22 protein-coding genes are annotated in these 23,596 nt (G+C 73.1%); 15 read left to right on the top strand and 7 right to left on the bottom strand.

All coding sequences use genetic code 11. The annotated features are described in order from the left end of the window. Positions 1-26 precede the first annotated feature (26 nt). From ACRAKJ_RS09380 to ACRAKJ_RS09395, 4 genes are read left to right on the top strand one after another with little or no spacing between them, the layout of a single operon-like run. Positions 27-506 carry a DUF2975 domain-containing protein gene (locus ACRAKJ_RS09380; RefSeq protein ID WP_438921894.1) on the top strand — a complete coding sequence of 160 codons (480 nt, stop codon included), beginning with the start codon at positions 27-29 and terminating at the stop codon, positions 504-506. Then, positions 506-769: a helix-turn-helix domain-containing protein gene (locus tag ACRAKJ_RS09385; protein WP_438921893.1), complete on the top strand. Its 264-nt coding sequence runs from the start codon at positions 506-508 to the stop codon at positions 767-769. The genes ACRAKJ_RS09380 and ACRAKJ_RS09385 overlap by 1 nt, the downstream gene beginning before the upstream one ends. Next, positions 766-1,689, top strand: coding sequence for an ATP-binding cassette domain-containing protein (locus tag ACRAKJ_RS09390; protein WP_438921892.1), 924 nt, complete (start codon positions 766-768; stop codon positions 1,687-1,689). Before ACRAKJ_RS09385 ends, ACRAKJ_RS09390 begins: the two co-directional genes overlap by 4 nt. Continuing rightward, a complete protein-coding gene (locus ACRAKJ_RS09395; protein WP_438921891.1) occupies positions 1,686-2,465 on the top strand; it encodes a hypothetical protein in 780 nt (259 codons plus the stop codon). Before ACRAKJ_RS09390 ends, ACRAKJ_RS09395 begins: the two co-directional genes overlap by 4 nt. A gap of 48 nt (positions 2,466-2,513) precedes the next feature. On the opposite strand, the gene ACRAKJ_RS09400 is transcribed toward ACRAKJ_RS09395, so the two are convergent. Further along, positions 2,514-3,905, bottom strand: a complete 1,392-nt coding sequence (locus ACRAKJ_RS09400) for a S41 family peptidase (RefSeq protein ID WP_438921890.1) — start codon at positions 3,903-3,905, stop codon at positions 2,514-2,516. Positions 3,906-4,021: 116 nt separating this feature from the next. Between ACRAKJ_RS09400 and ACRAKJ_RS09405 the strand changes: the two genes are divergently transcribed. Together ACRAKJ_RS09405 and ACRAKJ_RS09410 are read left to right on the top strand one after the other, a co-directional pair. Then, positions 4,022-4,675 carry a response regulator gene (locus ACRAKJ_RS09405; protein ID WP_438921889.1) on the top strand — a complete coding sequence of 218 codons (654 nt, stop codon included), beginning with the start codon at positions 4,022-4,024 and terminating at the stop codon, positions 4,673-4,675. Further along, positions 4,675-5,784: an ATP-binding protein gene (locus tag ACRAKJ_RS09410; protein WP_438921888.1), complete on the top strand. Its 1,110-nt coding sequence runs from the start codon at positions 4,675-4,677 to the stop codon at positions 5,782-5,784. The genes ACRAKJ_RS09405 and ACRAKJ_RS09410 overlap by 1 nt, the downstream gene beginning before the upstream one ends. A gap of 6 nt (positions 5,785-5,790) precedes the next feature. On the opposite strand, the gene ACRAKJ_RS09415 is transcribed toward ACRAKJ_RS09410, so the two are convergent. From ACRAKJ_RS09415 to ACRAKJ_RS09430, 4 genes are all read right to left on the bottom strand, one after another. After that, positions 5,791-6,150 (bottom strand): Lsr2 dimerization domain-containing protein, encoded by a 360-nt coding sequence (locus ACRAKJ_RS09415; RefSeq protein WP_438921887.1) that lies wholly within the window; start codon positions 6,148-6,150, stop codon positions 5,791-5,793. A 153-nt stretch (positions 6,151-6,303) separates the two neighbouring features. After that, positions 6,304-8,397 (bottom strand): CotH kinase family protein, encoded by a 2,094-nt coding sequence (locus ACRAKJ_RS09420; RefSeq protein ID WP_438921886.1) that lies wholly within the window; start codon positions 8,395-8,397, stop codon positions 6,304-6,306. Beyond that, complete coding sequence (locus ACRAKJ_RS09425) at positions 8,388-9,206, bottom strand: polyphosphate polymerase domain-containing protein (protein WP_438921885.1); 819 nt, start codon at positions 9,204-9,206, stop codon at positions 8,388-8,390. Before ACRAKJ_RS09425 ends, ACRAKJ_RS09420 begins: the two co-directional genes overlap by 10 nt. Further along, positions 9,203-9,805 carry a DUF4956 domain-containing protein gene (locus tag ACRAKJ_RS09430; protein WP_438921884.1) on the bottom strand — a complete coding sequence of 201 codons (603 nt, stop codon included), beginning with the start codon at positions 9,803-9,805 and terminating at the stop codon, positions 9,203-9,205. The genes ACRAKJ_RS09425 and ACRAKJ_RS09430 overlap by 4 nt, the downstream gene beginning before the upstream one ends. Positions 9,806-10,877: 1,072 nt before the next feature. On the opposite strand from ACRAKJ_RS09430, the gene ACRAKJ_RS09435 reads away from it, so the two are divergent. The 9 genes from ACRAKJ_RS09435 to ACRAKJ_RS09475 all read left to right on the top strand — a co-directional run bounded on the left by ACRAKJ_RS09435 (position 10,878) and on the right by ACRAKJ_RS09475 (position 21,364). Then, positions 10,878-11,309 (top strand): LuxR C-terminal-related transcriptional regulator, encoded by a 432-nt coding sequence (locus tag ACRAKJ_RS09435; RefSeq protein ID WP_438921883.1) that lies wholly within the window; start codon positions 10,878-10,880, stop codon positions 11,307-11,309. 225 nt (positions 11,310-11,534) lie between these two features. Next, the gene (locus ACRAKJ_RS09440) at positions 11,535-13,139 is read left to right on the top strand and encodes an aldehyde dehydrogenase family protein (RefSeq protein WP_438921882.1); all 1,605 of its coding nucleotides are present in this window, start codon (positions 11,535-11,537) and stop codon (positions 13,137-13,139) included. After that, the gene (locus ACRAKJ_RS09445; protein WP_438921881.1) at positions 13,136-14,266 is read left to right on the top strand and encodes an acyl-CoA dehydrogenase family protein; all 1,131 of its coding nucleotides are present in this window, start codon (positions 13,136-13,138) and stop codon (positions 14,264-14,266) included. Before ACRAKJ_RS09440 ends, ACRAKJ_RS09445 begins: the two co-directional genes overlap by 4 nt. Before the next feature lie 17 nt (positions 14,267-14,283). Further along, positions 14,284-15,564 carry an aminotransferase class III-fold pyridoxal phosphate-dependent enzyme gene (locus ACRAKJ_RS09450; RefSeq protein ID WP_438921880.1) on the top strand — a complete coding sequence of 427 codons (1,281 nt, stop codon included), beginning with the start codon at positions 14,284-14,286 and terminating at the stop codon, positions 15,562-15,564. A 1-nt stretch (position 15,565) separates the two neighbouring features. After that, entirely contained in the window at positions 15,566-16,066 is a 501-nt protein-coding gene (locus ACRAKJ_RS09455; RefSeq protein ID WP_438921879.1) for an SRPBCC family protein, read from the top strand. Between the two features lie 27 nt (positions 16,067-16,093). Further along, entirely contained in the window at positions 16,094-17,023 is a 930-nt protein-coding gene (locus ACRAKJ_RS09460; protein ID WP_438921878.1) for a hypothetical protein, read from the top strand. A 36-nt stretch (positions 17,024-17,059) separates the two neighbouring features. Beyond that, the gene (locus tag ACRAKJ_RS09465; protein WP_438921877.1) at positions 17,060-18,361 is read left to right on the top strand and encodes a hypothetical protein; all 1,302 of its coding nucleotides are present in this window, start codon (positions 17,060-17,062) and stop codon (positions 18,359-18,361) included. Positions 18,362-18,409: 48 nt separating this feature from the next. Then, entirely contained in the window at positions 18,410-20,572 is a 2,163-nt protein-coding gene (locus ACRAKJ_RS09470) for an MMPL family transporter (protein WP_438921876.1), read from the top strand. A gap of 27 nt (positions 20,573-20,599) precedes the next feature. Beyond that, on the top strand, positions 20,600-21,364 hold the full coding sequence (locus tag ACRAKJ_RS09475; RefSeq protein ID WP_438921875.1) for a hypothetical protein: 765 nt from the start codon (positions 20,600-20,602) through the stop codon (positions 21,362-21,364). Between the two features lie 15 nt (positions 21,365-21,379). On the opposite strand, the gene ACRAKJ_RS09480 is transcribed toward ACRAKJ_RS09475, so the two are convergent. Both ACRAKJ_RS09480 and ACRAKJ_RS09485 read right to left on the bottom strand, forming a co-directional pair. After that, the gene (locus ACRAKJ_RS09480; protein WP_438921874.1) at positions 21,380-21,967 is read right to left on the bottom strand and encodes a hypothetical protein; all 588 of its coding nucleotides are present in this window, start codon (positions 21,965-21,967) and stop codon (positions 21,380-21,382) included. Between the two features lie 1,095 nt (positions 21,968-23,062). Beyond that, the gene (locus ACRAKJ_RS09485; RefSeq protein WP_447009095.1) at positions 23,063-23,533 is read right to left on the bottom strand and encodes a cellulose binding domain-containing protein; all 471 of its coding nucleotides are present in this window, start codon (positions 23,531-23,533) and stop codon (positions 23,063-23,065) included. Positions 23,534-23,596 lie beyond the last annotated feature (63 nt).

A 23,596-nucleotide genomic window follows, 5' to 3' on the forward strand; every position in this document is an offset into this window, starting at 1 on the left:
GATAGGTGGCCATCGAGGATCGATGCATGTTCGCAGAGCATCGAGCGGTTGCCGCTCTTCGTGTGTTCCTGGTGCTGCTGTTCGGCGTCCTGCTCCTGCTCCAGGTCATGTCGCTGCCCGGCCAGTTCGCCGACATGGCGCGCGAGTCGCCGGGGTCGGCGCACCTCCGGTGGCCCCTGACCGCCGTGACCGTCTTCTGGGTGCTGTGCGTCCAGGTCGTCGTCGTGGCCACCTGGAAGCTGCTCGACCTGGTCAAGGACGACCGCATCTTCAGCGACCACGCCCTGCGGTGGGTGGACGCGATCGTGTGGGCCATCGCCGCCGGCTGGGTGACGTTCACCGCCGTGTTCCTCTTCGTCGGCTTCAGCGGGGGCGGGCCCGGCAACCTGCTGCTGATGTTCCTGGTGCTGATCGGCATCACCGTGCTGGGGCTGCTGATGGTCGTGATGCGGGCGCTGCTGCGGCAGGCCACCACGCTGCGCGACGACCTGGAGTCGGTGATCTGATGCCGATCGTCGTGCGCATCGACGTCGAGCTGGCCAAGCGCAAGATGAGCGTCGGCGAGTTCGCCGAGCGCGTCGGGCTCACGCCGGCCAACGTCGCCGTGCTGAAGAACGGCCGCGCCAAGGCCGTGCGCTTCAGCACCCTGGAGGCCATGTGCCGGGTCCTGGAGTGCCAGCCCGGCGACCTGCTGGAGTGGGTGGACGACGGCGAGGAGCCCGACGGGGACGGGGTCCACGAGGTCCGCGGGGAAGGGGTCGGCCGGTGATCCGGGTCCGCGGGTTGACCAGGCGCTACGGCGCCGTCCTCGCCGTCGACGACCTGGGGTTCGACGTCGAGCCGGGCAAGGTCACCGGGTTCCTCGGGCCGAACGGCGCCGGCAAGTCCACGACCATGCGGATCGTGCTCGGCCTCGACCGGCCCACGTCCGGGACGGCGCTGGTGAACGGCCGGCCGTGCGCGGCGTTCGCCGAACCGCTCCGGGAGGTCGGCGCGCTGCTCGACCCCGGCGCGGCGCACCCCGGTCGCACGGGGCGCGGCCACCTCCTCGTGGCCGCCCGGTCGAACGGCATCCCGCGCCGCCGGGTGGAGGAGGTGCTCGGGGAGGTCGGGCTCGACCGCGCCGCCGGCCGCCGGATCAAGGGCTACTCGCTCGGGATGCGGCAGCGCCTGGGCATCGCGGCGGCGCTGCTCGGCGACCCCGGCGTGCTGCTGTTCGACGAACCGGTCAACGGGCTGGACCTCGACGGGGTCCGGTGGGCCCGCGCGCTGCTGCGCCGGCTCGCCGACGAGGGGCGCACCGTGCTGGTCTCCAGCCACCTGCTGAGCGAGGTGGAGCAGGTCGCGGACCGCCTGGTCGTCATCGGGCGCGGCCGGCTGATCGCCGACGCGACGACGGAGGAGGTGCTGACCGGGCTGGGGCACGTCCGCGTGCGCGTCCGCAGCTCGGCACCGGACCGGCTCCTCGCCGCGCTCCGGGACGCGGGCTTCGAGGCCCACCGGGTCGACGACCGCGAGGTGCTGGTCGAGAACGCCGGCGCCGAGGAGGTGGGCGAGCTCGCGCACGCCCGGGACGTCCCGCTGCACCACCTCTCCGAGGTGCGCGGCTCACTGGAGGACGCCTACGTGGAACTGACCGGGGGCAGTGTCGAGCACCGCGCCCGCGAGACCGCCGGGGTGGCGCGGTGACCGCCGCGCGGACCGTCCACACCGGACGGGTGTTCGCCCGCGCGTGCGCCGCCGAGTGGACGCGCCTGTGGACGGTCCGGGCCACGTGGTGGTTCCTGGCCGCGGCGGCGGTGACGATGGTGGGGATCGGCGCGGTCGCCGCACTGGAGGCGGCGGCCGACCCGGGCACGCCGCCCGGCGGCTCGGCGTGGGCGATGGCGTCCGTCCCCGCGCTGCCGGGGCAGTTCGCGCTGCTCGCGCTCGCGCTGAGCGCGGTGACGTCCGACTACGCGACCGGCGGGATCGTGCCGACCCTCCAGTGGACGCCGCGGCGCGGGGTGCTCCTGCTCGCCCGCACGACCGTGGCGGTGGGCGTGGCCTCGGTGCTCGGGGTGCTGCTGGCGACCGCCGCCGCGCTCACCGCGTTCGTCGCGGCCGGTCCGCTGCTCGGCCTCGCCGCCGACCGGGGGGTGGAGGTGCTCGCCACCGTCGCCTTCGTCTTCGCGGCCGGCGGGGTCCTCGCGGTGGGGCTCGGGTTCCTGCTGCGCAGCACCCCGGGCACGCTGGTCGCGGTGTTCCTGCTGATGCTCGTGCTGCCGCTGATGCTGCCGAACTTCGGGTTCGCCTGGACCTCCGCGCTCGCCGAGGTCCTGCCCGGTTCGGGTGCGGCGTTCCTGCTGCTCGGGGAGGTGCCCGGGATGACGCGGACCTCCTCGGTGGTCACCCTGCTGGCGTGGGCGGGCGGCGCGCTGCTGCTCGGGTGGCTGCGGCTGGCGCGCGACGACGCCGACCGCTGACCCACCGCCGGGTGCGGCACCACTCCGCGGTGCCGCACCCGGTGGCGGTCACAGCAGGGACACCGCCTTGTCCAGGCCCGGGTCGCGGCCGGCGGACAGGTCGGCCGCGGTGAGGGGCGCGTGGTGGTCGGGCGCGACGCCGACGGTGTCCACGACCTCCCTGTCCGCGCCGATCTCGTGCAGCTTCGGCAGGGCCAGGACCGTCCCGTTGTCCAGCAGGTACGGCTGGGCGGGGCCGGAGACCGCGCCCGCGGTGCGCGTGCCGACCAGCGCGCCCAGCCCCAGGTCCTTGACCGCGGCGGCGAACGAGTCGCACGCCGACGCGCAGCGCCGGTCGGTGAGCGCGACGAACGGCACGCCCAGCAGCTCCACCGAGTCGTCGGTGCGGTTGGGCGCGCAGCGGCCCTTCACGTCGCACCAGTAGCTGGTGGTCCTGCCGTGCGCGAGCGCGCCGAGCATCCTGGCGACGGCCACCGGGCTGCCGCCCCCGTTGCCCCGCAGGTCCAGGACCACGCCGCGCAGCGCGGTCGTCGCGCGCAGCTCGGCGACGGCCGCGAGCACCCGGTCGACCAGCTCCGGGGCGAAGCCCGGCAGCGTCACGTGGGCGACGTCGCCGTCGACGAGCCGCGCCCGGACCTCCCGCGGCGGGAACGGGTAGGGCGTGGCGGTCACGGTCGCGGTGAGCACCTCGCCGGTGGCGGGGCGGCGCGCGGTGATCGTGGCCGTCGAGCCGACCTCGGCCCGGGTGAGCCACGCCAGCGCGCCGCCGGTGAGGACGCCGTTCACGAACAGCGGCACGCCGTTGACGGCCTGGACCTCGTCACCCGGCCGGAGGCCGGCGGTGTCGGCGGGGCTGCCGGGGGCGATGTCGGTGACGTGGGCCGGGTCGCCCGCCACCGGATCGACGTCGCCGGGGCCGACGAGCACGGACAGGGACAGGCCGTAGGGGTTGGGGGTGAACCCGCCGACCCACCGCGCGTGGTTGTCGTCCAGCGCGTCCACCACGGCCCGGATCGCGGCGGTGGCGATCGCCGCGCGGGCGTCGTCGTCCGGCAGCGCGTCCGCGATCCGCCGGTACACCTTCGCGAACGCGGTCCAGTCCGCGTCCCGCCGGCCGGTGAGGGCGGGCAGGGTGGCGTCGGGCCGGTCGAGGCCGCGGCGTTGCAGCTCCTGCGTGAGCGCGGCGAACGCGGGCACGAGCAGCGCGCGGCTGTCGAGCACCGGGCCGCTGTAGTGGTTGTCGAAGACGCACCGGTACACCTGGCCGACCGTGGTGGCCGTGGGCGGTGTCGGCGTCGGTGGTCGCGGCCCCGGCGTGGGGCTGGTGCAGGCCGGTGGCCGTTCGGCCGACGAGGTGTCCGCGGTGCCGTCCACCGCGCCGGCGAGCGCGGTCACGGCGGCCAGCACGGCGGCGGTGATCGGGCGCCATCTGCGTGTCACGGGAGTTCCCCCTCAGGTCGTGGGCAGGGGGCGAGTTCTACGCGGCGGGCGGTGTCGGCGGGGTATCGGTCGCGACGAGACGCCGGCGAAACCGGCGGCCGGCGATACTGGCGCGCGTGCGGGTTCTGGTGGTCGAGGACGACGAGGAGACGGCCCACGCGGTGGCGACCGGGCTGCGGCGGGCGCGCATGGCGGTCGACGTGGCGCTGGACGGGACCAGCGGGCTGGAACGGGCGCTGTGCACCGACTACGACGTGGTCGTGCTGGACCGGGACCTGCCCGGCACGCACGGCGACGACGTGTGCGCCGAGCTGATCGCGGCCGGCCGCCGCAGCCGGGTCCTGATGCTGACCGCGGCGGCCACCACCGAGGACCTGGTCGACGGGCTCGGCCTCGGCGCGGACGACTACCTGCCCAAGCCGTTCGACTTCCGGGCGCTCGTGGCGCGGGTGGTGGCGCTGGCGAGGCGGGCGCACCCGGCCGTGCCGCCGGTGCTGCGCAGCGGCGACCTGGTGGTCGACACCGCGCGCCGCCGGGCGACCCGCGGCGACCGGCTGCTGGAGCTGGCGCCGAAGGAGTTCGGCGTGCTCGAACTGCTGCTGGCCGCGGGCGGGCGGGTGGTGTCGGCGGAGGAGCTGCTGGAACGGGTGTGGGACGAGGCGGCCGACCCGTTCACCAACGCCGTGAAGATCACGGTCAGCAGGCTGCGCGCCAAGCTCGGCGACCCGCCCGTGGTCGAGACCGTCGCGCGCAGCGGGTACCGGGTCTGATGCGCCGGACCGTGCGGCTGCGGCTGACCCTGCTCTACGGCGCGCTGTTCCTGCTCTGCGGCGCGGCGGCGCTGGCGGTCACGTACTTCCTGGTGCGGCACGCGGTGACGCCGACGGGCGACGTGCGGCTGTTCCACCCCCGGCTGCCCGGCGAGCGCGGGCCGCTGCCCCCGGTCGAGGCCGAGCAGGTCGTCCTCCAGGCGGAGGAGGCGCTGGCCGCGCAGCGCCGGGACGTGCTCGACCAGCTCCTGGTCCAGTCCGGGGTCGCGCTCGCCATGATGGTGGTGCTCGTCCTCGCGCTCAGCTGGTGGGTGGCGGGCCGCGTGCTGCGCAGGCTCCGCGCGGTCACCGCGGCCGCGCGGGAGATCTCGGCGACCAACCTGCACCGGCGGCTCGCCCTGGCCGGCCCGGACGACGAGCTGAAGGAGCTGGGCGACACGGTCGACGAGCTGCTCGGCCGGCTGGAGGCGTCGTTCGGGGCGCAGCGCCGGTTCGTGGCCACCGCGTCGCACGAGCTGCGCACCCCGCTCGCCCGGCAGCGCGCCATCGGCCAGGTGGCGCTGGACGACCCCGACGCGACGGTGGGGTCCCTGCGCGCGGCGCACGAACGGGTCCTCGCCGCGGGCGCGCAGCAGGAGCGGCTGATCGAGGCCATGCTCACCCTGGCCCGGGGTCAGGCGGGCCTCGACGTCCGGCACCCGTTCGACCTCGCCGAGGTGGTGACCGAGGTGGTCGACGCGCGCCCGCCGGCGGACGTGGTGCTGCGGGTGTCGGTCGGGCCGTGCCCCGTGTCCGGGCACCGCGCGCTCGCCGAGCGGCTCGTCGCGAACCTGGTGGACAACGCGGTCCGGCACAACGTGCCCGGCGGGTGGGTCGAGGTGTCGTGCGGCGCGGGCGCGCTGACGGTGACCAACACCGGCCCGGTCGTGCCGGGGGACGAGGTGGAACGGCTGTTCCAGCCCTTCCACCGGGCCGGGCGGGCCAGGACCGGGCACGGCCCGGGGCTCGGGTTGTCGATCGTGCGGGCGATCGCGACCGCGCACGGCGCGCGGGTCACTGCGACGCCGAGGCGGGAGGGCGGCCTGGCCGTCGCGGTCGCGTTCACCTGACGCGCGTCAGCTCCGGTGGGCCGCCTCGAACGCGTCGATGACACCGGCCGGGATGCGGCCGCGGTCGGCCAGGTCGTGGCCGTTCTTCCGCGCCCACTCGCGGATCGCCTTGGTCTGCTCCTTGTTCCTGGCCTCCGAACCGGGGCGGCGGACCGGTGCCCCGGCGACCGCCCGCTTCGGGCGACCGCCCAACTTCCGCGCCCCGGCGACGAAGTCGGCCAGGGCGTCGCGGAGCCGGTCGGCGTTCTGCGGGCGGAGGTCGATCTCGTAGGAGACGCCGTCGAGGCCGAAGGACACCGTCTGTCCGTCCTCGGCCGGGGTGCCGTCGAGGTCGTCGATGAGCTGGACGAGCACTTTCTGAGCCACGGACACCTCACTGGTGATCAGCGTTGCGGTGAAGGCGGCAGCCTACAAGACCGACTTCGCACGCGCTGCGACTTGCCCGCACGACGCGCGTTTTACCGGATTTCCCGGGTGCGGCGCGGCGGCGCGTGGCCACCGCGCCGCGCCCGGGGCTGATCAGCCGACCACGCAGGACAGGGTGGGGGCCCCGGGCGTCCCGGTGGTGGAGCCGAGGAACCCGAACGAGGTGGTGCCGCCGGCCGCGACCGCGCCGTTGTGCGAGGCGTTGCGCGCGGTGACCGTCGTCCCCTGGGTGGTGAGGGTCGCGTTCCACGCCTGGGTGATCGTCTCCCCGGCGGGCGCGGTCCAGGACACGGTCCAGTTGGTGATCGCCGTGCTGCCCGCGGTCACCCGCACCTCGCCCTGGAACCCGCCGGACCACCTGTTGGTCACCAGGTACGCCGCCGTGCAGCGGGCCGGACCGGGCGGGGGAGTGGTGGTCGTGGTCGTCGTGGTGGTGGTGGTGGTCGTCGTCGTGCTGGTGCTGGTGGTGGTGCTGGTCGGGCCGCCCCAGCCGGCGGTCGAGTCCAGCCAGGCGCTGCGCCGCTGCATCCAGTCCCGCATGGCCTGGACCTGGCCCTGCCACGTGGGGGCGGTCGGGGTCCGGAAGAAGCCGACCGTGGCGGAGGAGAGGTTGGGCCAGCGCTGGAAGTTGCGCTGCGCGCCGTTGGTCAGCGGCCTGGTGAGGGTGTCGACCCTGCTCTGCACGGAGGCGTCCGAGAGCGGGCCGCGGCGCAGGGACTGCCAGCGCGACTTGACCTGGTCGACGAACGCCGGGTCGCGCAGCAGCTGGGGGACCCAGTCGTTGGCCACCGGCTGCCGGGTCTGCTGGTGCTGCCAGCCCGCGACCTGGTCGTTCTGGAAGAACCCGCCCACGCCGAAGGTGAGGTCGAAGTCCCACAGCGGCCCGGCGACGATCTTGCCGTCGCGGTCCTTGTGGAAGTGGGCGCTGCGGATGTAGGCGTCCATGCTGCGGCTCAGCTCGTTGAGGATGAGGTGGTCGACGAACGAGCCGACGTCGATGTACTTCCGGTAGCCGGTGACCGGGTCGGCGAAGTTCGACGCCCGCAGCACGTCGTGGAACTCCTGGACGTGGCCGCGCAACCAGTCGCGCTGGGCGGGTTGCAGCGGGTCGGGGTCGATGACCTCCAGGTAGTTCCAGCAGGTGGCCGCGGGCCCGGTGCACGGCAGCGTCGGCTCCTCGGCGGCCATCCACTCGAACTTGAAGATGTACCCGCCCGAGATGCGCGGCAGCGTGGTGTCGTCCTCCTTGAGCTTCTTGAGGTCGAGCCGGTCCTTGGAGTTCTTGATCGTCTCGACGAGCATGTAGACGCCCATGTAGTCCTCGGCGCCCACCGGCGTGGCGTCGGTGTTGAGGTAGAACTCCGCGAACGCGTACCGGGGCGCCTTGAGCCCCATCTCCCGCCCGAGGTCGTAGACGAGGGCGTCCCGGACCAGCGCCTTGTCGGTGAACGGCCCGCGCAGCACCCAGTCGGAGTCGGCGGGCATCCCCAGCACCGGGTAGTCCGCGTCGTCGTCCGCGTTGTCCCGGAACTCCACCCGGTACGGCGCCTTCTCGAACGACGCCGACGACTGCCCGCGCAGCTTGAAGCCGGCGCGGGTGGCGACCGCCGGGGTCGCGGCCAGCGACGTCGTCCCGCCGGGGGCGGGCTGGAAGATCGTGGTGGCGGCGTCGAAGTACTCCCGCTGGGGCTTGCCCGCGCCGTAGGAGTCGATCACGACCACCGGCAGGTCGTGGGCGGTCGTGGCGGCGGCGCGGGCGGTGTACATGGCCGTGCCGGGCGCGCCGGACGCCGTCTGCCCGACGAACGCCTGCGCGCGCAGCTGGGTCGTGCGGGTGAACGTCAGCGGCGTGCCCGGGTACACCGCGGACTGCGCGGTCGGCAGCCTGCCGTCGGTGGTGTAGCGGACCTGGGCCCCGGTGATCGCGGTGCCCAGCGACACCGACACCTGGCCCTGGAAGGTGCCGCTGGGCACGGAGAACGTGATGTCCCCGACCAGGTCGTCCGCCGCCGCCTCGGCCGCCGCGGTGTCGGCGGCGGCGGTGTTCGCGGGGGCCGCCTGCGGTGCGGCCGGCTCGGCGCCCGCCGACAGCGGCACCAGCAACGCGGTGAGGAGCACGGCGGCGACCGCGACCCCGGTGGTGCGGTGGGTCGCCGCGGCTCCGTTGCTGCGGGTGGTCAAGCGCACGATGCCTCCTGTTCGGGACGGTGGGAGAGGGCGAGGGCGGGCGCGGTGTCGCGGAAGTGGCGGCGCAGGGTCCGCCGCCAGGGCGCGTCCGGCAGGTCGAGGCGGAGGGCCGCCAGACCGGTGGCGTACTTGGAGATGCGGACGGGGCGCACCCCGCGCTGCCACAGCACCCGGTCGACCTGGGTGGCGGCGGACGGGGACTTGGTCTCGACGACGGCGAGGCCGCGCAGGCGCAGTTCCGAGTCGGCGTCCCGCCAGCTCAGGTCGGTGTCGATGGTGACCCGGCCGGCGGCGTCCGGCAGGAGCAGCGTGGCGCGGCGGTAGTCGGTGACCAGGACCGGGTCGAGCGGGCTGCCGGTGGTGGGGCCGATCGACTCGCGGGCGAGGGTCTCCTCGACGAAGTCCCGCCCCGGGTGCACGGTGCCGCAGTCGCGCGGGTGGTACGGCAGCCGGTGCTTGGTGATGCTGCCCCGCGCCCCGCTGATCTTGACCTCCAGCCAGCACTGGGCGGAGTCGAGGTACGTGCGGGTGCGCACCTTGAATCGCCGCCGCCTGCGGTACGCCGCGCAGTGGTAGCTGGTCAGGCGCGGGGTGTCGAAGTACACCGACTCGTAGTGGAACGTGCGCCGGCCGTCGACCTCCAGCACCCTGGTGCCCGGCGCCAGCTCCGCCAGCAGGCGGGGCAGCGCGTCCTCCGGGACGACGTACTTCCGGTCGACCCTCGTCTGGAGGGCGGCGCGGTCGATCAGCTCGGCCAGCCCGACCGGGGCCGGCCGGGCCAGGGCGTGGGCGAGGGACGTCGTGGTCACCGGCGCACCCCCGTCCGGGCGGGCGCGCCGGTCGCGGTGACCAGGCCGCGCGTGGTCACCGCGTACCGGACGTCGACGACGGTGGTCTCGTTGACCAGGTCGAGCCGCTGCACGGTGGCGGTGTGCACCCGTGCGTCGAGCAGCTGCTCCAGTTGGGCGACGAGCGCGACCTGGTCGGTGACGGCCGAGTCGAGGACCAGGACCTGGTGCCGGTAGTCGCGGAACAGCCGCCGGTGGTCGCCGAGGAACATCACCGCGAGGATGAGGCCCATCAGGCCGCCGTTGAGCCACGGCGAGCTGGTGCTCAGCGCGCCGAGGAGACCCAGGGCGAGGGCGGAGAAGTAGTACGCGACCTCGTGCTGGTCGAGCTCGGTCGAGCGCAGCCGGATGATCGACAGCACGCCGAACAGCGCCATCCCCAGGCCGAGCCCCGCGCCCACCTCGCTCGTGCTCAGCGCGCTCGCCACGGCGAGGACGCCGATGTTCACGCCCAGGTAGGCGACGACCAGGTCGCGCCGGCGGTGCCGGGGGAAGTAGAGACCGAACACGAGCAACACCACTGCGCAGATGTCGACCGCGAACAAGACGAGCTGGGACATCTCGTGCGTCCTCCTGAGCCACTGCCGGGTTGGCGGGCACCGCCCGCTTCTTGGCGGGGGTCTGCGGGGACGGTCGCCGAAACTTTCGGTTGTTAAAGTAAACTTTCGGGAACTCTGTGGAAACGATAGGCCGCATCGCGGTGTCACGTCAATGAACCTGACCGATGACTCTGCGTATTGAAACGCCCGTCCTTCGCTGGTCGGAGTCGATCAAGCAAGGTTTTCGCCCGTGCTCGGCGACGGTGCACGTCGGGGCGGGCCATCCGCGGACGGTCTCGAAAGTTGCGCAACTTCCAGCTATGTCGCCCCGCGCCAGAAGGCCCAGGTGAGCGATGCTGTGGCGCACGTCTCACCTGGGTTCGGTGTATCAGCGGACGTGCCGCGCGCTCTGGTTCTGGTGTGCGGTTCCCACACGGGGTGGCATGACGCCCGACGTCCGGTTTGTCGGGGTCGTCCGTTCGGGTGCCGATCCGTGCGGGGAGCCGAAGTCCCGGTCCGACCGGCGGAACGGCGGCGCGGGCGGGGCGTCAAGGGGAAGGACGCCCCTCCGGGCCGGAAGTGCTCCGAGTGGGCGAATCCGACAACGTCGGTTTGGCGTCCTGTCACCCGTTGGGGTGGGAATCGCCGCCGATCGCGTTGCCGGAACGTTCGTTGACGAGCGGGTCGGCCGTCGAGAAAGATGCACCGACCGGTTGTCCGCGGACTTTCCGGAAACTGACGTCACCGCTGCCCGCAGCGGTCTTGGTGTGGTACGGACCTGGAGGTCGATGTTTTTTGGGTATCTGCGGATATGGGGCGCGACTCGGCTGGTCGGTTCGGCCGGATCGTCTCGACTGGCGGTCCGGTGACCCCCGCGCCCGTATCCGTCCGGTGACCCTGAGCGATCTCGGGCGGTGGCAGTGCGGCCACCATTGTCCGGTGGACCCGTGTCGGGTCGGATGAGCAGTGTCGATTTTCCGTGCCCGGGGGTGAATGTCCGGGCAGCCGTCCAGGGACCCGCCGACCGCGCCGCCGCGGCCTGCGGGTGTTCCGCAACCCCCCGCCGCGTGTTGCTGAAGATGGAAGGCTCAACGTGAGCAACGAAGTGCACGACCACCCGGCCGGGGCGCACCCGGACCTCGCGCCGGTCTCGGTACTGCCGTTCCGGGCCCGGCCCGCCGGCCGGGGAACGTTCCCCGTCGCGTCCCCTGACCTGGCCTTGTGGAGCGGTTCGGCGACGTGGCGCTCCCTGCTGGACCGGGTCGCCCTGCTCTCGACCCGCGAGCGCGAGGTGCTGCTGCTGCTCGGCGTGGGCGCCTCCAACCGCACGATCGCGAACCGGCTGGCCGTCTCCGAGCGCACGGTGAAGGCGCACGTCGCCCAGGTGATGGCCAAGCTCGTCGTCGAGTCGCGGTTGCAGGCCGGGCTCGTGTCGCTGGTGTTCCAGATGACCGGTGACGGGGTGCCGCCGGTCTCCTCGTCCATTTCCGGTGCGTCACCGCTCAGGCACGGTGAGTCCGCCTGACCGGCTTCGCTGTTTAATTCTTCAGTAGGTTCGCGGTTCCGTCGGTGAATATGACCGGCCGGTGCCGCGCGCCCTGTCGCGCGCCGCGGACCGCCGCGGTGCCGATGTTTTTCGACACTGTCGCCACCCGAATTGGACCAAAGTCCAATTGAAGGACCGCCCGCTCGACCGGCAGGCTGGTCTTACGTTTGTGGAGTGGCGCTACCGGATGGGGGTCTCTTTGTCATGCGTTCATACGGGTCCTATATTGCCGGTGCAGATGTTCCCTCCGAATCCTGGGTCTACACGGTCCGGGCGTCCGCGCTCCTGGACGACTTCCTGCCGAACCTGAAGGTGAAGCGGGAACTCGAACGGGGCAAGCGCGACGACGGCGACTCGCACCCCGCCATCGCGGCCCGCTGTGCGCTGACGAGCGACGCCCACCTCCAGGAAGCCCTCGTGCGCGCCAAGGAGGCCGCGCCGGCGTGGGGCGCGTTCCCGCTGGAGACCCGCATGCGGCTCGGCGAGCGGGTGCACGAGGAGGTGCTGCGGCGGCGCGAGGAGTTCGTCGACGTCCTGGTCGCCGAGGGGCACCCGCGCCGGCTGGCCGAGTGGGAGATCGCCGGTGTCCTCCAGGGCACCGCGCCGGAGACGCTCGACCTGTGGCGCAGGCAGATGCGCGAGGAGCACCGGATCGGCCCGCGCCGACTGGTGCTGGTGCGCAAGCCCGACGGCGTCGTGGTGCTCAGCCCGCCGCAGAACGCGGCCGCGTCCAACTCGGTCCTCGGCGTCCCCGCCCTGGTCGCGGGCAACTCGCTGGTCGTGAAGGCGCCGCGCAGCTCGCCCTACGGCGTGATGTTCGTGTGGCGCGAGATCGTCGCCCCGATCCTGGACGAGCTCGGCGCGCCCCCCGGCACGCTCAGCCTCGTCTGCGGGATGCCCAACAAGATCATGAACCAGTGGCTGGAGAGCCCGCTGGTCGACGACATCTTCTTCTTCGGCGGCAGCGAGCGCGGCATCCAGCTCGGCCAGGACGCCGTGGCGCGCGGCAAGAAGCCCGTGCTGGAGCTGGCCGGCAACGACGGCTGCGTGGTCTGGAAGGACGCCGACCTCGACCTGGCCGCCGAGGCGCTCACCGAGAGCTTCTTCGGCTCCGGGCAGATCTGCATGGTGCCCAAGTACGCCGTCGTGCACCCCGAGGTCGCCGACCGGCTGCTGGCGCGGCTGGCCAGCCTCGCCGCGAAGATCCGGCCGGGCTACCCGGAGGACCCCGAGGTGCTGCTGTCGCCGGTCATGCGGACCGACGACTACTTCAACTACCTCAACGAGGCCACCGCCGCGGGCGCGACCGTCGTCACCGGCGGCCACCGCGTCGAGCTGGACGGCGCCGTGTCCGAGACCGGCCCGTTCCTCGCGCCCACCGTGCTGCGCGTCGACGGCCTCGCCGGGGCGCGCGACCTGGCGGCGGTCCGCGAGGAGACGTTCTTCCCGCTGCTCCCGGTCGTCGTGCCGTCGGCCGACGACGGCACCCTGCTCGACGAGGTGATCACCTTCCTGAACGGCAACAAGTACGGCCTGCGCAACTCGCTGTGGGCGACCGACCCCGACGTGATCGAGGCGGTGGCGGCCCGGGTGACCAACGGTGGCCTGCTCAAGGTCAACGACTCGCACATCGGCTTCGTGCCGTGCCTGTCGACGCACGGCGGCACCGGCCTGACCGGCGGCCCGTTCGGCGAGCTGAACTACCCGCTGCTGCGCACGTCGCACCTGCAGGGCATCAGCATCGCCGAGGGCGTGCAGCCGCGCGTCGCGGTGTTCGAGTCGGCGGCGTCGGCGGAGGTCGGGCGATGAGGCTGCTGAGCACCGAGCGCGAGACCTGCGACCGCTACCTGCCCGGCCTGGACGGCAAGCTCGCGTCCATCCCGTTCGCGGAGCTGGAGGCGCCGGGCGGCCCCGGCGTCGGCCTGTACCGCTCGGCCGGCGGCGCGGGGCTGCTCATCCCCACCGTGCACGGCGGCGGCGGCGCGACCGCGGTGGACGCCGTCCGGGTCACCCGCGCGATCGGCGCGCGCTCGCCGTCGCTGGCGGTCGCCACCACGATGCACCAGTTCTCGGTGGCCAGCCTGGTCGCGCTGGCCGGGTCCAGCACCGGCCTGGAGTGGATGCTGCTCGACGGCGTGGCCCGCGACCAGCGGCTCATGGCGTCCGGGTTCGCCGAGGGCCGCACCTCGTCGAGCATCCTCGCGCCGACCATGAAGGGCGTCTGGGACGGCGCGAACTGGCGGGTCAGCGGCCGCAAGCAGCCGTGCAGCCTGTCGCGGTCGATGGACCTGCTCACCGCGAGCGTCCTGCTGGAGCACCCGGAGGAGGGCACCCGGACGGGCATCGCGCTGATCCCCGCCGCCGCGCCCGGCATCACCGTCACCCCCTTCTGGGGGTCGTTCGCGCTGGCCGGCGCGGAGTCCGACTCGGTCGTCCTGGAGGACGTCGAGGTCCACCCGGACCTCATCGTCGAGCTGCGGACCGGCCTGGACGGCGAGCTGGACGACCTCCAGACGCTCGGCTTCGTCTGGTTCGAGCTGCTGGTGACCGCCTGCTACCTCGGCGTCGCGATGAACCTCGTCGAACGGGTCCTGCTCGCCGGCAAGGGCTCCGCGCACGAGCGCCTCGGGCTCGGCATGGCCGTCGAGGGCGCGGCCCTGGCGCTCGACGGCGCGGCCCGCAACCTCGACGACGGCGACGGCGGCAACGACGGCCTGGCCCGCGCCCTGATCACCCGGTTCACCGTCGCCGACACCGTCCGGTCCACCGCGGCGAAGGCGGTCGAGCTGCTGGGCGGCATGGCGTACGTCGGCTCGTCCGAGGTCGCCTACCTGTCCGCCGCCGTGCACGCGATCGGCTTCCACCCACCGTCCCGGAACAGCTCGGCCGACGCCCTCCTCGGGTGGTTCGCCGGCCGTCCGGTCGTCATCGACTGAAGACCGGAGGAGCAACCGTGACAGCCACCGTCGAGCAGGGGCTCGACTACCAGGGGGTCCTCGACCTCTACCGCCGCCACCTCTCGCGCGGCCGGGCCAAGATCTCCGAGGTCTTCGGCACGCAGATGGAGGTGGCCTCGCGCGGCGCGTGGATCGAGACCTCGGACGGCGGGCGCTACCTCAACGCGGGCGGCTACGGCGTCTTCATCCACGGCGCCCGGCACCCGCACGTCGAAGAGGCCGTCATCCGGCAGATCAGGTCCAACCCGATCGCCTCCCGCATCCTGCTGGAGCCGGAGGCCGCCCGGGCCGCCGAGGCGCTGGGCCGGGTCCTGCCGGACGGGCTCGCGCACGTGCACTTCGCGGGTTCCGGCACCGAGGCCACCGAGGCCGCGATCAAGCTCGCCCGCACGCTGGGCAGGCGCCGCCTGGTCTCCACGACCAACGGCTACCACGGCAAGACGCTCGGCGCGCTCTCCGTCACCGCCAACGACCTGTACCAGGACCCGTTCCGCCCGCTGCTGCCCGACACCAGCCACGTGCCGTTCGGCGACGCCGACGCCCTCGCCGCCGAGCTGGCGACCGGGCCGGAGGCGTGCGTCGTGCTGGAGCCGATCCAGGGCGAGGGCGGCGTGGTCGTGCCGCCCGAGGGCTACCTGCGCGACGTTCGGGCCATCTGCGACCAGCACGGCGCGCTGATGGTCCTCGACGAGATCCAGACCGGCATGGGCCGGCTCGGCACGTGGTGGGGCGCGGACCGCGAGGGCGTGACGCCGGACATCATGCTGGTGGGCAAGGGCCTGTCCGGCGGGATCGTCCCGGTGTCGGCGATGGTCGCCACGCCCTCGGTGTTCAAGGCGTTCGCCAAGGACCCGTTCATCCACACGTCGACGTTCTCCGGCGCGCCCATCGCGATGGCCGCCGCCCGCGCCGCCGTGGAGGCCGTCGAGCAGGACGGGCTGGTCCGGCGCGCGGCCGTGCTGGGCGACGTGCTGATCACCGCCATGCGGGAGGTCGTCGACCGGCGCTGCCCGCACCTGGTCCGCGAGGTCCGCGGCGTCGGCCTGCTCATCGGCGTCGACATGCGCGGCCCCGGCCTGGCCGGCGCGCTGCTGGCCGAGATGGTCGACCGCCACCTGATCGTGAACTACTCGCTCAACGCCGGTGCCGTGCTCCGGTTCACGCCGCCCGCGGTGATGACCGACGACGACGTCGACTTCCTGGTCTCCGCGTTCGACGGCGCCTGCGCCGAGCTCTCGGCGCGCTACCCCACCGCCGATTCCACAGGAGCAAGCTGACGTGCGCCACGTAGAGATCCACGCCCTCGTCCGCGGTGTCGACGCCGGCACCGTCTTCGACACCCTGGCGGACTTCCGCCACTACGCCGAACTGGTGGACGTCGTCCGCTCGGTCGAGATGGACCGGCCGGGCGACGGCACCGCCCGCAGCCACTGGGTCGTCGAGTTCCGCAACGGCCTGCTCCAGTGGACCGAGGACGACTGGTTCCGCCGCGACGAACTGCGGCTCGACTTCAACCAGACCGACGGCGACTTCGACGAGTTCCACGGCGGCTGGGTGCTCGAACCCACGCCCGAGGGCGTGAAGACGGCGCTCATCGCCGACTTCGACTTCGGCGTGCCGTCGCTGGCCAGCATCGTCGAGCCGGTCGCCGAGCGCGTGCTGACCGACGTCGTGCAGCTGATCCTGCTCGGCCTCTTCGGCGACGCCGTGCAGTTCCCCGAGGGCACCGTCGTCCCGCAACGCGAGATCCGCCGGCCCCAGGCCGTCGCCGGCGTCTGACCGACCAACCCCAGGAGGAGTGAGACCATGGGCAACGCCCGCGACCTCTACCACGCCCACGCCGCGCCGAACACGGTGCCCGAGGGCAAGCTGCTGACCGACCTGTCGCCCGGGCAGCTGTTCCGCGCCGGCCAGATCTCGCTGGCCCCGTCCACGCTGTCGCGCAAGCGGCTGCCGGTGAAGCTGAACCTGGACGAGTTCCGCTCGCCGGAGTTCCACTACGACACCGACTCCGCCGAGCGCTGGCAGAAGCTGCTGGAGGACGTGCCGCTCAACGGCGACGGCGTCCGCTGGATCCACGAGGACGACGCGGTGCTGTTCTACGGCATCCGCCACTTCGAGATGGACTACGACGAGTTCGTCTCCCGCGTGGACGTCAGCCGCGTCGGCGACTGCTTCCGGGACGTGCTGGGCATCAACACCCAGGTCCTCCAGCGCGACGCGGCCGGCCGGCCGACGCTCCAGGTCGAGCGGATCGCCGCGCTGGCCCAGCCGCGCTACACGGCGTTCCTCGGCAAGGACGAGCTGGACGTCTACAAGCTGGAGCACATGACCTACGAGAAGGACGAGGTCCGCAACTGGATGCGGACCGTGTGCAGCCCCAACGCGTCCACCTCGGCCGACGACGGCTACCTCGGCTTCCGCCGCGCCGCGGGCGGCGGCACCGACATCGTGTTCGTGGCCCGCCAGGCGTTCCCGCGCCCGCGCGTCATGGTGGCCCTGCGGCTGGACCGCTGGGTGTGGTTCCGCACCATGCTCACCGAGTCCGCGTACATGAACTTCTGGAACGACACGGTCGACAACATCATCTCCCGCTACGAGGGCCAGGAGATCGGGATCGGCCGCCCCAACCGGGGCAAGGGGTCGTCCAAGCGCGTCGTCGGCGCCCTGGCCGCCGCCGCCGCCACCGCCCTCTTCCTGCGAAACCGCAGCCGCCGGGCGAAGAAGCGCCGCTGAGCGACTCCCACCGGCGACGAGAGAGGAGGGGTCCTGATGGAGTACCCGTACGCGTTCCACATCGCTCTCGACGGCAACGGCCTCAACGGGTTGGAGGGACGGGCCGGGGTCTGCATCTTCCGGTACGACCCCGCGACCGGTCGGTACGCCTACGACGTCGAGTACTACGACGGGATGGCGGGCGGCCACGCGGTCAGCGTGAGCCCGGACCGGCGGGTCGGCTTCCTCGGCAGCACCGGCCAGCACCTGATGTTCTACGACACCGCGACGGCCGAGGAGGTCCAGCGGATCTCCACCCTCCGGTTCGAGCCGACCGACTCGTCCATCAAGGGCAGCACGCACGTCGCCTGGATCAACGACACGCAGGCCGTCGCCGCCATGGGCGACGGCCTGTGGATGACCGACCTCCAGCGGCTGGACAAGGCCGAGCGGCTGGGCGACCACGGGGTGAAGCTCCCGCACGCCATGAAGACCACGGCGTCGGGGCGGTACCTGGTCTACGGCGGCATGGACCACCCCGGGCGCGGTGAGGCGTGCGAGGTCGGCATCTTCGACCTGCACACCCGCACCGCGCGCCGGGTGGAGCTGCCCGCGACCTGCTGGCACGTCGTCGCCCACCCCTCCGAGGACCGCTTCTACGCGCTGTCGTTCCGGGTCCGGCCGCAGGACGGGCGCGACTGGCACGAGTGGAGCATCGCCCAGTTCAAGGAGTACGCGTTCGAGATCGACGCGGAGACCGGCCAGGTGCTGCGGCACTGGTCGGCCGGTCACGACACGCCCGCGCACATCAACTCGGACGTGTGCATCTCCGACCGCGAGCTGATCTACTGCAACGGCGCCAGCGGCACCATCGTCATGATCGACCTGGCGAGCTTCACGTCGTTCCGGGTGCTCGACGAGCGGCCGAACCTGCGGGCGCAGCTGCGCGCGGGCCGCCAGGTGGCGCGCACCCTCGTGGACACCTTCAGCCGCGGCTCCGCCCTCACGCAGAGCCACCACTACCTGCGCGCGCTGCGGGTGGCCCGGGGTGCGATGGTGGACTCGGTGTACGCCTGCCAGCTCTCCGCCGACCAGTCCCTGCTGTTCACCGCCAACCGGGGGCTCAACCAGATCACCGTGTACGACTACCCGGAGAACACCGTCCGGCTCCGGGTGCGCATGCCGGAGCTGCAGGAGTTCGACAACGGCCTGCGCTGGTGGAGCGATCCCCGGCTCGGCTTCCACCACAGCACGCTGATCAGCCCGCCGGCGGCGGCGAAGGAACCACCGGCGCCGGCGGCCCCGCCCGCGCGCCCGCAGCGGCAACCGCGGGCGCGCACCAAGGTCCGCCCCCGCTAGCGGACCGCACGGCACCAGCGAAACCGCCCGCCCGAACCAGGAGTCCCGTTGGACCGCCTCACCGACTTCCTCTTCCGGAACAGCAAGCTCGTCCTGGTCGGCTGGGTGCTGCTGGCCGTCGTCGGCGGGTTCTTCGCCCTCGGGCTGGAGGGCCGCGCCGTGCCCGGCGGCGAGGCGTCGGGGTCCAGCCAGGCCGAGGCGGTGGCGCGCGAGCTGGGCGCCAACGGCGTGCCGTCGCTGTTCGTGGTGGTGACCGGCCGGCCGGCGGAGGGCGGCGCGGCGGCGCTGGAGCCGATCACCTCGGCCATCTCGGCCACCGAGGGGGTCCGCGAGGTCGCGCCGCTGCCGCTGCCGCCGCCCGCGGCGGGGTCCGGGCCGATCGCGGTCCTGGGCATCTCCGCCGAGGGCGGCGTGGACGGCTCGATCGACGTGGCGAACGAGCTGCTCGACGCCGGGCTGACCGCCGAGGGCGGCGAGGTGTTCCTCGGCGGCTACGGCGCCCACCGCGAGGAGCTGGTCCAGCTCTCCCGCAGCGACCTGTTGCGGGCCGAGCAGGTGGGCCTGCCCATCGTCCTGGTCGTCCTGCTGCTCACCTTCGGCGCGCTGTGGGCGACCGTCGTACCGCTCGTCATCGGCCTGTCCGCGCTGGTCGGCGGGCTGGGCGCGGCGGGCGCGCTGGCGTACGGCATCCCGTTCTCGGAGTACGTGACGAACGCGGCGTCGATGGTGGGCCTCGCGCTCGCCGTCGACTACGCGATGTTCCTCGTGCAGCGGGTGCGCGAGTCGGTGCTGCGCGGGGTGGGCGTGGACGACGCCATCCGGAACGCCATGCGCACCACCGGCACGGCCATCGCCTGGTCCGGGCTCACCGTCGTGGTGGCCGAGGCGACCATGTTCCTGGTCGACTCGCGGGCGATCCGCACCGCGGGGCTCGGCATGATCCTGGTGACGGTGGCGGCGATCGTGGCCGCCCTCTTCGGCGCCCCGATCGTGCTGCGGATGCTGGGCCTGCGCATCCTGCGCAAGAAGGACCGGCAGCGGCTGGTCGAGTCCGGCGGGGCCGTGGTCGTGGACGCCGAGCTGTCCGGTTCCTGGGCCCGCTGGGGCAAGCGGGTGACCGACCGGCCCGGCCGCTGGCTGGTCGGCGCGACCGTGCTGCTGGCGTTGTTCTGCGTGCCCGCGCTGGACCTGGCCGACCGGGTCGACCTGCCGTCCGCGAGCGCGATGCCGCCGGACTCGCAGGTGCGGCAGGCGACCGAGACCGCCGCCGACGCCTACGGGGCGGGCGTGATCTCGCCCGTGGAGGTCGTCGTGCGGGCGACCGCCGGGACGGCGCGCACCCAGGCCGAGCGGGTGGCGCAGGTGCTGTCGGACGCGCCGGGGGTGCGCGCGGCCGTGCCCGTCGCGCTGGACCGCCCGGACGTCTACCGGGTGAGCGTCGCGACCGAGCACAGCCCGTCCGACGACCGCACCCACGACCTCGTGCGCAGCCTGCGCGACGGCGACCTGCGCGGGCGGCTCGACGGCGTCTCCTACGACGTGGGCGGCGAGACCGCCATGCGCGTCGACGCCACCGACGCGCTGTTCGCGAGCCTGCCGCTGATGCTGGCCGTGCTGCTCGGGCTGGTGCTGCTGCTGCTCGTGGTCGCCATGCGGTCGATCGTGCTGCCGATCAAGGCGGTCCTGCTCGTGGTGGTGTCGCTGGGCGCGAGCACCGGCGGCCTGCTGCTGCTGTCGACCACCGAGCTGGGCGCGTCGCTGATCGGCTGGTCCGACCCCGCCGACCTGCACCCGATCGTGCCCATCACCATCGTCGCCATCGTCATCGCGCTGTCCACGGACTACGAGGTCATCCTCATCTCCCGGATCGCCGAGCGGTACGCGGAGACGCGCGACAACACCGCCTCGATCATCGACGGCGTGGCGCGCACCGGCCGCGTGATCAGCAGCGCCGCGGCCATCATGATCGCGGTGTTCTTCGGGTTCGCGCTCTCGGACGTGACGCCGCTCAAGCAGCTCGGCGTGGGCCTGGCGTTCGCCGTGCTGATCGACGCCACGGTGGTCCGCGGCGTCCTGGTGCCCGCGAGCATGCAGCTCATGGGCCGCTGGAACTGGTGGTTCCCGGGTTCCGGGCGGCGTCCCGCGCCGCCGGTCGGGGAACGCCTGCCCGAGGTCGTGGGTGGCCGCGCGCCCTCCGACGACCTGTCCTGACACCCACTCACGAAAGGTCCCGGCACCGTGCCTTCAGTGCTCTCGGCCGTCGCCCGCGCGACGCGGATCGTCTTCGCCAAGCCCACGGTGGACCGGGTGGAGCCGTCCTTCGACATCGACCTCGGGCTGTACCACGAGGCCGACTACGAGAAGATCATCCCGCAGCTGGAGGACGTCGAGCGGCAGCTCGCGCAGGTGCCGCTCGACCGGCGCGGGATGCGCTGGGTGCACCAGGGCGACACCGTGCTGTTCTACGGCGAGCGCACGTTCGACGTGCCGTTCGAGGACTTCACCTCCCGGGTCGACATCAGCCACGTCGGGCGGTTCTACCGGGACTCCCTCGGCGTCACGACCCGCGTGGTGGCGCGGGACGGGCAGGGCCGGTCCGTGCACCAGGGCGTGCGCGTGGTCGCCCTGCCGCAGCCGAACTACGCCGCGTACTTCGGCAAGGACGACCTCGACGTCTACAAGCTGGAGAAGGTCGACTACGGCCCCGACGAGCAGCGGGTGTGGATGCTCACCGTGCACAGCCCGAACGGCTCGGCGGTGTGCGACGACGGGTACACCTCGTTCACCCGCACCGCCGACGGCCGGGGCACCAGGGTGGCGTTCCTGGCGTGCCAGAACTTCCCGGTGCCGCCGCTGATGGCGCTGACCCGGGTGGACCGGTGGACCTGGTTCAAGACCCTGGTCACCGAGAGCGCCTACCGGCGGTTCTGCAACGCCATGATGGACGCGGTCCTGGCCTGCTACCACGGCAACGAGTTCCGCGTGGGCCGCGTGGCGCGGTAGCGGGCCGGGCCCGGCTCACCTCGACTGGAGCGCGTCCACGGCGACGGCCTGCGCGATCACCAGGCGGCGGTCCACGTGCGGGTCGGCGATCGTGATCAGGTAGTGGTCGCGCACCCAGGTCTTCTTCTCCACGCTGAACACCGGCTGCCCGCCGCGGGCGAAGTCGAAGTGGAAGCGGAACGGGAACGGGACGTTGTTGACGAACGGCAGGAAGCCCCACACCCGGCGCAGGATCGCGATGCCCGCGTTGCGCTCCCGCCCGGTGGCCGTCGGCGCGCCCGGCTGGTCCAGGTGCCAGGTGGAGTTGGTCAGGGACTTGCCGAAGTCCTTGCGGAACGAGCCGATGGACCGGCCGTCGCCGTCGGTCACGTCGTAGCCGCTGCCCAGGTCGATGACCTTGCGCGCGCGGAAGCCCGCCAGCACCTGCCCCTTGCCGGAGTCGGTGAAGATCGTCACCTGCTCCTTGAAGGCCATCCGCTTCTGCTCGACGAACGCCACGAGGTGACCCGGCTCGCCGCCGTTGTCGGCGAAGACCTCGTAGCGGTTCACCATCAAGGTGACCTTCTGGTGCATGTGCAGCACGTTCATCGACTGTGGGTGCATGGCCGTCCCCTGACTCCGGTGGTGACCGCAGTCTCTCACCCGACCGAGTGAAGATCACCTTTGGCCTGAACCGGCCGGCGCGCTGGCCGCCGTCGACGGCGCCGGGCGGGTCGGCGGCGGCCACGGCGACGACCGGGGACCCACGACCGACCCGAACGCGAGCCACCGGTTCGCGGTCGCCTGGGACACCCGCACCGGGGAGGTCGGCCTCACCGTGCAGCCCAGCACCATCGAGGGCGGGTGGGCCGTCGACGACATCGTGGTCGACGTCCGGGAGATCGGGGTCGGCCACGGCTACGTCCCCAACAGCTTCGAGGTGCGCGCGGCCGACCCGGGCGGCCTGTCCATCGACTACGACCTGCTCAACAGCGGCCTGCCGGGCGAGTTCGGGCAGGTCAACGGGAACGTGTCGGTGGTGCTGGACCCGGAGCGGGTCGAGGTGCGCAACCGGGGCGACGACTACCCGGCCGGCGAGTTCGTCCAGTACCGCGACAGCGGCACCCGCCTGCTGGGCAGCAAGGACATGGCGGCCACGCCGGCGGCAGGCGTTCGGCATCACCCGCCCGTTCCTGGACCCGGGCGCGACACCGGAGGGGTTCGACGTGGAGTTCGACCCGTTCCTGCACCAGCTGGACCGGCGACTGGCGGAAGGGGGCCGGTGATGGGCGACGACGTGTCCCTGGAACCCGTCGACCTGGTGGGCGCGATGCGCGTGCTCGCCGGCGAGGGGGAGACCTTCGGCGGCCGGCTCGCGGCGGCGTTCCGGCCGACCCACGGGCCGGCCGTCGAGTCCGTGAAGCAGGCCGCGGGGCTCGTCCCCGGCGCGTTCGGCGAGGCCGCCTCGGCGGGGGAGGTCTCCGCCGCCGAGCACGTCCGCGTGGGCGGCGCCGCCGGGCTGCAGTTCGAGGGGCTGAGGTTCGCAGGGCCGGGTCGGAGGGGCCGGGGTTGGAGGGGCCGGGGTCGGAAGGGCTGGGGTTCGCGGGGCCGGGACGGGCCGACCCGCCGCGCTGACCGGTCCTCGTCGACCGGGACAGCGCGGCGGGTCGGGGGTCTCGCGGGGCTCACCTCGCGGGGCTCACCCCACGGGGTGCGGCCTCACGGGGTGGCGCAGGAGACGGTCGGGGCCGCCCACTGGCCGTTGGCCATCACGGTGAAGCCGAACGTCGTGCTCGCGCCGGCCGCGAGGTTGCCGTTGCCGCTGGGCTTCACCGTCATCACGTTGCCGCTCGCGTCCCAGCTGGGCGTGCCGCTCCAGGTGGCCGTCACCCGCTGCGGCGACGTCACCGAGACGGTGGCGGTCCAGCTGCTGATCGCCGACGAGCCCGCCCGCACGGTCACCTCGCCGTTGAAGCGGTCGCCCCACTGCTGGGACGTCCGGTAGGTGGCGGTGCAGGAGCCGCCGCCCGGCTGCGTGGTCGTGGTGGTCGTGGGACCACCCGGGTTGTCGGTGGGCGCGACGGCGCGGCCGGTCGACGGGGAGATCATGCCCGCGCACAGGCCGCGGCTCGCCAGGTTCGCGGCGATCTGCGGGACGGCGTTGAGCGTCGTCTGGTAGCCGTCGTGCATCAGGATCACGCCGCCGTTCTGGAGCGTGGACGCCGCCTGCACGATGGCCGCCGTGCTCGCGCC

Source organism: Saccharothrix sp. DSM 118769 (assembly GCF_052936295.1).